At 61.4% G+C, this 12324-nt stretch carries 8 protein-coding genes; 4 read left to right on the plus strand and 4 right to left on the minus strand.

What is annotated here, in order from left to right; genetic code table 11:
• Positions 1-75: 75 nt before the first annotated feature.
• The 3 genes from rpoB to rplJ form a co-directional block, all read right to left on the minus strand.
• Positions 76-4161 (minus strand): DNA-directed RNA polymerase subunit beta, encoded by a 4086-nt coding sequence (gene rpoB, locus CW354_RS21085; RefSeq protein WP_104832083.1) that lies wholly within the window; start codon positions 4159-4161, stop codon positions 76-78.
• A gap of 289 nt (positions 4162-4450) precedes the next feature.
• On the minus strand, positions 4451-4831 hold the full coding sequence (gene rplL / locus CW354_RS21090) for a 50S ribosomal protein L7/L12 (RefSeq protein ID WP_104832084.1): 381 nt from the start codon (positions 4829-4831) through the stop codon (positions 4451-4453).
• A 49-nt stretch (positions 4832-4880) separates the two neighbouring features.
• Positions 4881-5393 (minus strand): 50S ribosomal protein L10, encoded by a 513-nt coding sequence (rplJ, locus tag CW354_RS21095; RefSeq protein ID WP_104832085.1) that lies wholly within the window; start codon positions 5391-5393, stop codon positions 4881-4883.
• Between the two features lie 368 nt (positions 5394-5761).
• Here rplJ and CW354_RS21100 point away from each other — a divergent pair, with 368 nt between their 5' ends.
• Complete coding sequence (locus CW354_RS21100; protein WP_104832086.1) at positions 5762-6976, plus strand: permease; 1215 nt, start codon at positions 5762-5764, stop codon at positions 6974-6976.
• A gap of 27 nt (positions 6977-7003) precedes the next feature.
• Here the strand turns inward: CW354_RS21100 and CW354_RS21105 are convergent, their stop codons facing one another.
• Positions 7004-7279, minus strand: a complete 276-nt coding sequence (locus tag CW354_RS21105) for a metal-sensitive transcriptional regulator (RefSeq protein ID WP_104832087.1) — start codon at positions 7277-7279, stop codon at positions 7004-7006.
• Positions 7280-7359: 80 nt separating this feature from the next.
• Between CW354_RS21105 and CW354_RS21110 the strand changes: the two genes are divergently transcribed.
• Genes CW354_RS21110 through CW354_RS21120 form a run of 3 tightly spaced genes read left to right on the plus strand, consistent with a single transcriptional unit; the run spans position 7360 to position 12262 of the window.
• Positions 7360-9249, plus strand: coding sequence for a copper resistance system multicopper oxidase (locus CW354_RS21110; protein WP_104832397.1), 1890 nt, complete (start codon positions 7360-7362; stop codon positions 9247-9249).
• The gene (locus CW354_RS21115) at positions 9249-9995 is read left to right on the plus strand and encodes a copper resistance protein B (RefSeq protein ID WP_104832088.1); all 747 of its coding nucleotides are present in this window, start codon (positions 9249-9251) and stop codon (positions 9993-9995) included. Before CW354_RS21110 ends, CW354_RS21115 begins: the two co-directional genes overlap by 1 nt.
• Before the next feature lie 32 nt (positions 9996-10027).
• On the plus strand, positions 10028-12262 hold the full coding sequence (locus CW354_RS21120) for a copper-transporting P-type ATPase (protein WP_104832089.1): 2235 nt from the start codon (positions 10028-10030) through the stop codon (positions 12260-12262).
• Positions 12263-12324: the final 62 nt, after the last annotated feature.

Raw genomic sequence — 12324 nt, forward strand, 5'->3', positions numbered from 1 at the left:
AGCGCCTCTTAACTTTCGGGGCGGATGATCAGTCCGCAAATAAAATCAAAGGGTGGAACGGGAAACGCCGACGCGTCACCCGTTCTGCAATTCCACATTAAGGCCGAGCGACCGCATCTCTTTCACGAGCACGTTGAAGCTTTCGGGAATGCCCGCCTCGAAGCTGTCGTCGCCGCGGACGATCGCTTCATAGACTTTCGTGCGGCCGGCGACGTCGTCCGACTTCACGGTGAGCATTTCCTGCAGCGTATAGGCCGCGCCGTAAGCTTCGAGCGCCCAGACCTCCATCTCCCCGAAGCGCTGACCACCGAACTGGGCCTTGCCGCCCAGAGGCTGCTGCGTGACGAGCGAATAAGGGCCGATGGAGCGCGCGTGAATCTTGTCGTCCACCAGGTGGTGCAGCTTCAAGAGATACTTGTAGCCCACGGTCACCTTGCGCTTGAACGTGTCGCCGGTGCGTCCGTCGAACAGCGTCACCTGCCCTGACTCTTCGAGCCCGGCTTTGGTCAGCATGTCGACGATCTCGGCTTCGCGCGCGCCGTCAAAGACCGGAGTCGCCGCCGGCACGCCGCGCTTCAAGTTCGTCGCAAGTTCTTTCAGCTCCTCATTGGAGCGCGGCAGCACCTGCTCCTCGCCATAGACGTCTTTCAGCTGCGCGATGAGATCTTCGCGGGTTTTTTCGCCCGCTTCCCATTGCTCGAGCATATTGTCGATCTGGCGGCCGAGACCGCGGCAGGCCCAGCCGAGATGGGTCTCGAGAATCTGCCCCACATTCATGCGCGACGGCACGCCCAAGGGATTGAGGACGATATCGACCGGCGTTCCGTCTTCGAGGAACGGCATGTCTTCCATGGGCGAGATCTTGGAGATGACGCCCTTGTTGCCGTGACGGCCGGCCATCTTGTCGCCCGGCTGAAGCTTGCGCTTCACGGCGACGAAGACCTTGACCATCTTCATCACGCCCGGCGGCAGTTCGTCGCCGCGCTTCAGCTTGTCGACCTTGTCTTCAAAGCGGGCCTCAAGGCGCGCTTTCGACTCGTCGAACTGCTTTTTCATGGCTTCGATTTCGGCCATCACCGCATCGTCGGCGACGCCGATCTTCCACCACTGGCCGCGCGTGAGCTGCTCTTCGAGCACCTCCTCGGTGACCGTGCCCTTCTCAAAGCCTTTCGGGCCCGAGACGGCGTCTTTGCCCATGAGGAGCGGCTTCAGGCGGCCATAGACGTTGCGCTCGAGGATCGCGAGTTCGTCGTCGCGGTCTTTGGCGAGACGTTCGACTTCCTCACGCTCGATAGAAACCGCGCGCTCGTCCTTGTCGACGCCGTGACGGTTGAAGACGCGGACTTCGACGACCGTGCCCGCAACGCCCGGGGGCAGTTTGAGGGAGGTGTCGCGCACGTCCGAGGCCTTCTCGCCGAAGATGGCGCGCAGGAGTTTTTCCTCCGGCGTCATTGGCGATTCACCCTTGGGCGTGATCTTGCCCACAAGGATGTCGCCCGGGTGAACTTCGGCGCCGATGGCGACGATGCCCGCCTCGTCGAGATTGCGGAGCGCCTCTTCCGAGACGTTCGGAATGTCGCGGGTGATCTCTTCGGGCCCGAGCTTCGTGTCCCGCGCCATCACTTCGAATTCCTCGATGTGGATGGAGGTGAACACGTCGTCGCGCACGATGCGCTCGGAAATGAGGATCGAGTCCTCGAAGTTGTAGCCGTTCCACGGCATGAACGCGACGAGCACGTTCTTGCCGAGCGCCAGTTCGCCGAGATCGGTCGAGGGGCCGTCGGCGATGATGTCGCCTTCGCGGACCTGGTCGCCGATCTTCACCAGCGGGCGCTGGTTGATGCAGGTGTTCTGGTTCGAGCGCTGGAACTTGCGGAGGTTGTAAATGTCGACGCCCGGTTTGGTGGGGTCTTTTTCTTCCGTGGCGCGAATGACGATGCGCTGGGCGTCCACCTGCTCGACGACGCCGTGACGGCGCGCGGAGACGGCGGCGCCGGAATCCCGGGCCACGATCGCTTCCATGCCGGTGCCGACGAACGGCGCCTCGGCCTGGAGAAGCGGCACGGCCTGGCGCTGCATGTTCGAGCCCATGAGCGCACGGTTGGCGTCGTCATTTTCGAGAAACGGAATGAGCGCCGCGGCGACCGAAACGAGTTGCTTCGGCGAAACGTCGATATAATGCACTTCCTCGCGCGGGATCAGCGTGGCGTCGCGGAAGGCGCCGGCGCGGCAGTTGACGAATTCATTGGCGAGATTGCCGTTCTCGTCGACCTCGGCGTTGGCCTGCGCGATGTTGTAGCGGGCCTCCTCCATCGCCGAGAGATAGACGACGTCGTCCGACAGACGTCCGTTCTCGACCTTGCGGTAGGGGCTTTCGATGAAGCCGTATTTGTTGACCTGCGCGTGGGTCGCAAGGGAGTTGATGAGGCCGATATTCGGCCCTTCCGGCGTCTCGATCGGGCAGATCCGGCCGTAATGGGTCGGGTGCACGTCGCGAACTTCGAAGCCGGCGCGCTCGCGGGTGAGGCCGCCCGGGCCAAGCGCCGAAAGGCGGCGCTTGTGAGTGATCTCCGAGAGCGGGTTGGTCTGGTCCATGAACTGCGAGAGCTGCGAGGAGCCGAAGAATTCTCGCACCGCCGCCGCCGCCGGCTTTGCGTTGATGAGATCGTGCGGCATCAGCGTGTCGAGTTCCTGCGAGGACATGCGCTCTTTGATGGCGCGCTCCATGCGCAAAAGCCCGATGCGGTACTGGTTCTCCATAAGCTCGCCGACCGAACGCACCCGGCGGTTGCCGAGATTGTCGATGTCGTCGATCTCGCCCTTGCCGTCGCGCAGCTGCACAAGGGTCTTCAAGACAGCGATAATGTCTTCCTTGCGCAGCGTGCGAAGCGAGTCTTCCGTCTCGAAGCCGAGACGGATGTTCATTTTCACCCGGCCGACCGAAGAGAGGTCGTAGCGTTCGGGATCGAAGAACAGCGAATAGAAAAGACCTTCCGCCGTTTCCAGCGTCGGCGGTTCGCCCGGGCGCATGACCCGGTAAATGTCGATCAGCGCCATCTCGCGATTGCGGTTCTTGTCCGCGTTGAGCGAGTTGCGGACATAAGCGCCGATATTGATGTGGTCGACGTCGATCGTGTCGAAGGAATTGATCCCGATTTCCTCGAAGGTTTCGAGATGCTCCTTGGTGATCTCTTCGCCGGCTTCGGCGTAGATCTCACCTGAATCGAAATTGACGAGGTCGGAGGCGAAGAAGCGGCCGATCATCTCCTCATCGGAGAGCAGAAGGTCTTTCAGACCGTCTTCCGCGAGCTTCTTGGCGGCGCGGGCCGAAAGCTTCTTGCCGGCTTCGAGCACCACTTCGCCGTTCTTGGCGTTGATGAGATCGCGCTCGACCTTCACGCCTTTCCAGCGCTCGGGATTATACGGCATGGTCCAGCCGGTCTTGATCTTCTTGTGCGAGACGCGGTCGTAGAACTCGTCGAGGATCTCTTCCTGATCCATGCCCAGCGCATAAAGAAGCGTCGTCGCCGGCAGCTTGCGGCGCCGGTCGATGCGGACATTGACGATGTCTTTGGCGTCGAATTCGAAATCGAGCCAGGAGCCGCGATAGGGAATGATCCGCGCGGCGAAGAGGAGCTTGCCCGAAGAGTGGGTCTTGCCCTTGTCATGGTCGAAGAAGACGCCCGGCGAGCGGTGCATCTGGGAGACGATGACGCGCTCGGTGCCGTTGACGATGAAGGTGCCGTTGTCGGTCATGAGCGGCATGTCGCCCATGTAGACTTCCTGCTCCTTGATGTCCTTGACGGATTTGGCGCCGGTTTCCTCGTCGACCTCAAAGACGATGAGGCGGAGCGTCACCTTCAGCGGCGCCGCGTAGGTCATGTCGCGCTGCTGGCACTCTTCAGTGTCGTATTTCGGCTCCTCGAACTCATAGGAGACATATTCAAGGGTTGCGGTCTCGGTGAAGTCCGAGATCGGGAAGACCGAGCGGAACACCGCCTCGAGGCCATCGATGTCCCGGTCCTCCGGCTTCGCAAAGCGTTGCAGAAATTGTTCGTAGGAATCCTTTTGAACCTGGATGAGGTTCGGCATCGGCGCAGCGTCTCCGATGCGGCCGAAGCTTTTTCTAATGCGTTTCTTCTCTACGAAGGATTGCGCCATATTATCCTCACAAGCGGAAGTCAGTCCCAAAGCGCGCGAAACCCGTCGCGACAAACAGGGTTAACGCATGCGCAAAAGCCCCGTCGGCCGGACCAAGTTCGACCGCGGGTCGCGGGTGACCTAAATTTTGTTCTCGATTAACCGAAGCACGTCGCCGCAAAGCCTGAAGCCGCCGACGGACTGCCGTCGGCGGCGAATGGGTGTAATAGGCGCGCTCGCCCGCCTCCGCAACCCCCGTGGGGGAAGAAATTGAGGAGAAAAACGCGCCCGGATGGCGGGTTCCGCCAATCTATTTGAGGTCGACTTTCGCGCCGGCTTCTTCGAGCTTTTTCTTCATTTCCTCGGCTTCGGCCTTCGGCGCGGCTTCTTTGACAGCCTTGCCGCCGGCTTCGACGAGTTCCTTGGCTTCTTTCAGGCCAAGACCGGTGATGGCGCGGACTTCCTTGATCACATTGATCTTTTTGTCGCCGGCATCGACCAGGATGACGTCGAATTCGTCTTTTTCCTCAGCAGCCGCTTCACCGCCGCCGGCGCCCGGGGCCGCCGCGACCGCAACCGCGCCCGCCGCCGGCTCGATGCCGTACTCGTCTTTGAGGATGTTTTTGAGCTCAGCCGCTTCGAGAAGCGTCAGGCCCACAAGCTCTTCAGCCAGTTTTTTCAGATCAGCCATTGTCTTAAGTTCCTAGTTCGTTGATTGGGTTAGAAAAATTGATCGATGGTTAGGCCGCTTCGCGGGTCTCCAGGGTCTCCAGAATGCCGGCGATATTGGACGCAGGCGCGCCGAGGGCGCCGGCGATCTCCGCCGCGGGAGACGTGACGGCCGCAACGATGGAGGCGATGAGTTCTTCGCGAGACGGCATGGAGGCCAGCGCGTCCACCCCCTTCTCGTCCATGATTTCCTCGCCCATCGCGCCGCCGAGGATTTTGAGCCTCTCATTATCCTTGGCGAACTTCTTGACGGCTTTCGCCGCCGCGACCGGATCTTCGGAGAACGCAATAGCGGTCGGTCCCTGGAAGAGGTCGGAAAGTTTTTCCGCCGCCTTGCCGGAGATCGCGATCTTGGCGAGCCGATTCTTGACGATTTTCATGGAGGCGCCGGCCTCGCGAAGATCAGCGCGCAAGGTCTCGAATTCGGAGACCGTCAGGCCGCCATTTTCCACCACGACAACCGTATTCGCATCGAACACGCCGCCGATCCATTCGACCATTTCCGCCTTTTGGGTTCTGTCCATGAGGCAGGTCCTTTGGTTCATACGAGGCCGCGGAAATCCCCGGCCCCAACTGTCCCCGCTTGCCGCGGGGGGCTTCAAAATCAGCGTTTGAAAAGCGGAAACCAAAAAGGCTCCCGCGATTGAACGCCGAGAGCCTGCCCCAGAAGGTCCTCACGGAAAGCGCGGCCAAGAAAGCCGGCTGATCCATTTCCCTCTGTCTATGCGGGAGATTAAGAGGAGAAGCCCCTCGCCCGCAGTCTCGGACAGGTTTTCCCCTGACGTCCGAGGACGTCCAGAGAAGACGGCTTCTTAGCGGCATTTTTGACGAATGCAAGCCCCTTCCCGCCTTCCGGGGGACGAATTCGCCCGCGCAGTGTTAGCGTGTCGCTATGTCCGGCGAATTCCTCACGACCTGGCGCGAGGCCGCCCAGACGACCCTCGGCCTGTTCTGGATGGCCTTCTGGGCCTTCGGCCTCGGCTATCTGATCTCCAGCATGATCCAGGTTTTCGTGACGCGCGAGCGCATGAAAAAGAGCATGGGCGAGGCCGGCGCCAAGAGCGTCGGGCTTGGAAGCCTCTTCGGCTTCATCTCGAGCTCTTGCTCCTTCGCGGCGCTGGCGACCACCCGGTCGCTGTTCGCCAAAGGCGCCGGGATCATCCCGTCTCTCGCCTTTCTTCTCGCTTCGACCAATCTCGTCATCGAACTGGGGATCGTCATCGCCGTATTCCTCGGCTGGCAATTCGTCGTCGGCGAATATCTCGGCGGCGTTCTCCTGATCCTTCTGATGTGGCTCGTCGTGCGCCTGACGCGCCCAAAAAAACTCATTGAGAAGGCGCGCGAACATGCGCGCGAACAGGAAGCCGAGGAAGAGTCGGAAGATATTCCCGACTGGAAGAAACTGATCCGCAGCCGGGAAGGCTGGCGAAAAGTCGCCAACCGCTATGTGATGGAATGGGGGATGGTCTGGAAGGACGTGACGGTCGGCTTCACCGTCGCCGGCATTATCGCCGCCTTCGTGCCGAAAGCCTTCTTTCAGGCGCTCTTTATCGGCTCCGGGGCGGAGAATCCGGCTTTCTGGGAAGTGCTGGCGCAAAGCCTGATCGGTCCCGTGGCGGCGTTCTTCACGTTCATCGGCTCCATGGGCAACATCCCCCTCGCCGCGGTCTTATTCTCCAATGGCGTCAGCTTCGCCGGCGTCATGGCCTTCATCTTCAGCGATCTTGTCGTGCTGCCGGTCTTGCGCATTCAGGCGAAATATTACGGCTGGCGCATGGCGGGATATATTCTGGCGGTCTTCCTGTTCATTCTTGTGAGCGCCGCCGTGATCATGCATTACGGCTTCGCCGCCTTCGGCATGCTCCCCGATTCATCGAGCGCGCAATCGGTGACGGACCGCGAATTCTTCAAGGTCGATTACACGCTGTTTTTCAATCTGGCGTTCGCCGCCGTCAGCGCGGCGTTCCTGATCTGGAAATGGCGCACCGCCGGCTTCATGGCGCGCGATGGAGATATGTGGAGCGAACGCATCCTGCGCTGGCTGGCGTTTCTGGCTTTCGCGTGGCTGGCGGGCGGTCTTCTCATTCCCCTGATCGGCGGCGCCTGATCGCAAGCCCCCGATCTCAGACGAGGGCTAGCGCTTCGTCTTCGAGAAAAGCTCCACGAGCTCGCTGAACTTCTCGCGCTGGTCCGCCGCATCCCCGGACGCAATCGCTTCTTCGACGCAGGAAGCGGCGTGGCTGGAGAGAACCGCATCCTCGACCTTTGAAATCGCCGCCTTCACCGCCTGGATCTGGTGGAGGACGTCCATGCAATAGCGGTCTTCCTCGATCATGCGGGCGACGCCGCGCACTTGGCCCTCGATGCGGTTGAGGCGCTTGATGGTCGATGACTTGTCGCAATGGCTCATGACGGATCCGTGACTTGAAATACCCTATAGGGGTATATTATAGATCGGGTCGCAAATGAAAAGCCCTGATGGGAACGCCCATGTTCAATCGCCGAAAGTTCCTTGAAACCGCCGCCTTCTTCACCGGCTCAGCCGCCACCCAGACGCTCCTGCCCGCCTGGGCGCGCTCGGGCGCGGCGAACGACATGACCGGCCTCAAGGCGCTCTCGGGAACCGAATTTCACCTGCGCGCCGCACACACGCCGGTCTCCATCGACGGCAGGCCGGGCCGCGCTGTTGCTATCAACGGCCAGCTCCCCGCCCCGCTCCTCAGGTGGCGGGAAGGCGACGAGTTGACCCTGCATCTCACCAACAGCCTCGACGAGGACACCTCCATCCACTGGCACGGCATCCTCCTGCCGCCGGAAATGGACGGCGTGCCGGGGGTTTCCTTCCCCGGCGTCAGGCCAGGCGAGACCTTCACCTACCGCTTTCCGGTCAAACAGGCAGGCACATACTGGTATCACTCCCATTCGGGATTGCAGGAACAGGCCGGTCATTACGGGCCGATTGTTATCGAGCCGAAAGGCGCCGACCCGGTCGCTTATGACCGGGATTATGTGATTGTCCTCTCCGACTGGACCTTCGCCAACCCCGATCATGTGTTTGCGAAGCTGAAAAAGAATTCCGAAAGTTACAATTTCCAGAAGCGCACGCTTGTCGATTTCTTCCGCGATGTGGACGAAGACGGGCTGGACGCCGCTTTTTCCAACCGCGCCATGTGGGGCGCCATGCGCATGAGCCCCACGGACATCGCGGACGTCACGGGCGAAACCTACACTTATCTCATCAACGGCCACGGGCCGGGCGACAACTGGACGGGCCTTTTCAATCCCGGCGAGCGGGTGCGCCTGCGCATCATCAACGCCTCGGCGATGACCATCTTCAATCTGCGCTTTCCCGAATTGCCCATGACGGTGGTTCAGGCGGACGGCCTCAACGTCAAACCTGTCGAGACGGATGAAATCCAGGTCGGCGTTGCGGAAACCTATGACGTCGTCATTCAGCCGCGTGAAGACAAAGCCTACACGCTGATGGCGGAGTCCATCGACCGCTCCGGCTATGCGCGCGCCACCTTCGCCCCGCGCGAAGGCATGAGCGCGCCCGTCCCGCCTTTGCGCGAGCGCCCGACGCTCACCATGCGCGACATGGCCATGGCGGGGCACGCCGGACATGACATGAATATGAGCGGCGGGATGAAAAACGATTCCGATGACGGAATGTCCATGGATCACGGCGACATGAATCATGAAGGCATGGATCACGGTGATATGGATCATGACGGCATGGCCGGAGACATGTCGGGCCATTCCATGGACGCCGGCGGCGAAACCGCGCTGCAGGAACACAATCACCCGACAGGCGTCGGCGTCGACATGGTCGCGGAGGTTCCTTCGCGCCGTCTCGACGAGCCCGGACTCGGCCTCGAAAACGCCGGCCACCGGGTTCTCACCTACAGCCAGCTCGCGGCGCTCGACATGAACCCCGACATGCGCGCCCCGGAACGCGAGATGGAGCTGCATCTCACCGGCAACATGCACCGTTATATGTGGTCTTTCGACGGCCGGAAATTCTCCGAAGTCGACGGACCTATCGTTTTCAACGAAGGCGAGCGGCTGCGCCTCACCCTCGTCAACGACACTATGATGTCGCATCCGATCCATCTGCACGGCATGTTCTTCGACGTCGTTACCGACCCGTCGAGCCATTTCAAACCGCGCAAACACACGATCATCGTCAAGCCCGGCGAAAAGGTTTCGGTGGACGTCACGGCCGACGCGGTGGGCGACTGGGCCTTCCATTGTCACCTGCTCTATCACATGGCCGCCGGCATGATGCGCGTCGTCTCCGTGCACCCGCGCGACGCAATGATGGAGCATGACAATCACGACATGCATGACATGCATAAAAGCCATGGGGAGCGCTCATAATGAAATGGCTTTCCCTTCTCGCGACGTCTTCCCTCCTCGCCGCGCCGGCAGCGGCGCAGACCATCCCGTCGAACAGCGAGATGCGCGAACACACGCGTGAGCATCATGGCGGGCTGACCCTCGGCTATGTCGAGGGTGAACGGCTTGAATACCGCTCCAATGAAGGCGATCCGGTTTTCCTATGGGACGCGCAGGGCTGGTATGGCGGCGACATCAACAAGCTGTGGGTGAAGACCGAAGGCGAATATGATTTCAAGGCCGACGAATTCGAAGAGGCCGAAGTCCAGGCCTTGTGGAGCCGCGCCATTGGCGGTTTTTTCGACGCTCAGGCGGGTCTGCGCCACGACTTCGCGCCGGGCGGCGACCGCACTTTCGCGGTGGTCGGGCTTCAGGGCCTGACGCCCTATCTGTTCGAAGTGGATTCCGCGCTGTTCGTTTCCGATGACGGAGACGTCTCGGCGCGCATCGAGGCGGAATACGAATTGCTGATCACCCAGCGCCTCATTCTTCAGCCACGCACGGAACTCAATTTCGAATTTCAGGACGTTCCCGAATACGGGCTCGGCTCGGGACTGTCGACTGCGGAAGTCGGCGCGCGCCTGCGCTATGAGATCAAGCGGGAATTCGCGCCTTATATCGGTGTTTCATGGGAGCGCGCCCTTGGCGACACGGCCGATTTCGCCCGCGCCGACGGCGAGGATCCGGGCGGCGTGTCTTTTCTCGCAGGGGTTCGGATCTGGTTTTAAAAACCGGCATAGAAGCAAAGTGAGGATGAAGCATGTCTCACGACGCGCATACCCATAAAGATCAGCAGACGGATGCTTGTTGCAGTGGCGGCGAAAGTACAGCCGAATCCGGCGGCAAATACGATACGGTCCCGGCCGATTATCACGGAACCGTCTACACCTGCCCCATGCATCCTGAGGTGCGGCAAGTAAAACCCGGCTCCTGCCCGCTTTGCGGCATGGCGCTGGAGCCGGAAAGCTTCGAAGCCGGCCAGGAAGAAGACACGTCCGAACTCAACGACATGACGCTGCGCTTCTGGGCGAGCGCCATCTTCACCCTGCCGCTTTTCATCTACGCCATGGCGGAAATGTTGCCTAACGCGCCGCTTCGGGACATTGCGCCGCCGGGCTGGGCGCAATGGATACAGCTCGCGCTGGCGACGCCCGTCGTTCTGTGGGGCGGCTGGCCGTTTCTGGCGCGCGGCGTTCAGTCCGTTCGCACCATGAACCTCAACATGTTCACGCTGATCGGCCTTGGCGTCAGCGTCGCTTATCTGTTTTCACTGGTCGCGACCGTCGCGCCGTCGGTCTTTCCGCCGGCGTTTCGCGGTCACGGCGGCGACGTTCCGGTCTATTTCGAAGCGGCCGCCGTCATCACGACGCTGGTGCTGCTCGGTCAGGTGCTCGAACTGCGCGCGCGTAGCCAGACCTCCGGCGCTATCCGCGCGCTCCTGGAACTGGCCCCGCCCACAGCTACGCGGCTTAATGAAAATGGCGAGGAAGAGGAAATTTCCGTCGACGATGTCGCCGAAGACGACCGCCTGCGCGTTCGTCCCGGGGAGAGAATTCCCGTGGACGGCGTCATCGTCGAGGGCAGGAGCGCCGTCGATGAATCGATGATCACAGGCGAGCCCATGCCGGTAGAAAAAACGCCGGGCGACACTGTCACCGGCGGCACGATCAACGGAACCGGCGGCTTCGTTATGAAAGCAACCCGTGTCGGCAAGGACACGCTCCTGTCGCAGATCGTGCAGATGGTCGCCGAGGCCCAGCGCAGCCGCGCGCCGATCCAGCGCCTGGCGGACATCGTCGCCGGCTGGTTCGTGCCCGCGGTCATTCTCGCCGCTGTCATTACTTTCGTAGTCTGGAGCTTCGTCGGGCCCGAACCCGCGATGGCTTTCGCCCTTGTCAACGCTGTTTCAGTGCTGATCATCGCCTGCCCCTGCGCGCTCGGGCTCGCCACGCCCATGTCGATCATGGTCGGAACCGGCAAGGGCGCGCGCGAGGGCATTCTCATCAAGAACGCCGAAGCGCTCGAGACTTTTGAGAAGGTGGACGTCATCGTCGTCGACAAGACCGGCACGCTGACGGAAGGAAAGCCGAAACTGACTCTTGTCGAACCGGCCGAAGGGGTGACGGGAGACCAGTTGCTTTCCGCCGCGGCTGGCGTCGAAGCGGCGAGCGAACACCCGCTGGCCCAGGCGGTCGTTGCCGGCGCGCGCGAGCGCGGCGTTCAAATTCCCGAAGCCCAGGATTTTGACTCCGTCACCGGCGAAGGCGCGACAGCGACGGTGCATGGACGCAAAGTCGCCATCGGCAATGACAAGATGATGGCGCGGGCCGGCGCCGATACGTCCGCTTTCTCGAACAAAGCCGATGAAGCGCGGGCCGAGGGACAAACCGTCATATTCGTCGCCATTGACGGCGCGCTTGCCGGCCTTGTCGGCGTCGCCGATCCCATCAAGGAAACAACGCCTGAAGCCATCCGCGCGCTCCACCATGAAGGCGTGCGCGTAGTTATGCTGACCGGCGACAACCGGAAAACCGCCGAGGCTGTCGCGAAAAAAATCGGCATCGACGAAATCCACGCCAATGTCTCGCCCGAAGACAAGAACCGCATCATCCGCGAACTACAGGAAGCGGGCGAAAGGGTCGCCATGGCCGGCGACGGCGTCAACGACGCCCCCGCCCTCGCCCAGGCCGATGTCGGCGTCGCCATGGGCACCGGAACCGATGTCGCCATGGAAAGCGCGGGCGTCACGCTCGTCAAAGGCGATTTGCGCGGCGTTTCGCGGGCTTTGCGCTTAAGCCGCGCGACGATGCGCAATATCCGCCAGAACCTGTTTTTCGCTTTCATTTACAACAGCGCCGGCGTGCCGGTGGCGGCGGGGATTCTGTATCCCTTTTTCGGCGTTCTTTTAAGTCCGATGATCGCCGCCGCGGCGATGAGCTTTTCATCCGTGTCGGTGATCGGCAATGCGCTGCGCCTGAGGCGCGTCAAACTATGAGACGTCCATAAAAAAACGGCCCCGTTTTCAGGGCCGTTTTCCTGTAAACTGTTCGGCGACGA

Source organism: Hyphococcus luteus (genome assembly GCF_002943565.1).
GTDB classification, from domain to species: Bacteria; Pseudomonadota; Alphaproteobacteria; order Caulobacterales; family Parvularculaceae; genus Hyphococcus; species Hyphococcus luteus.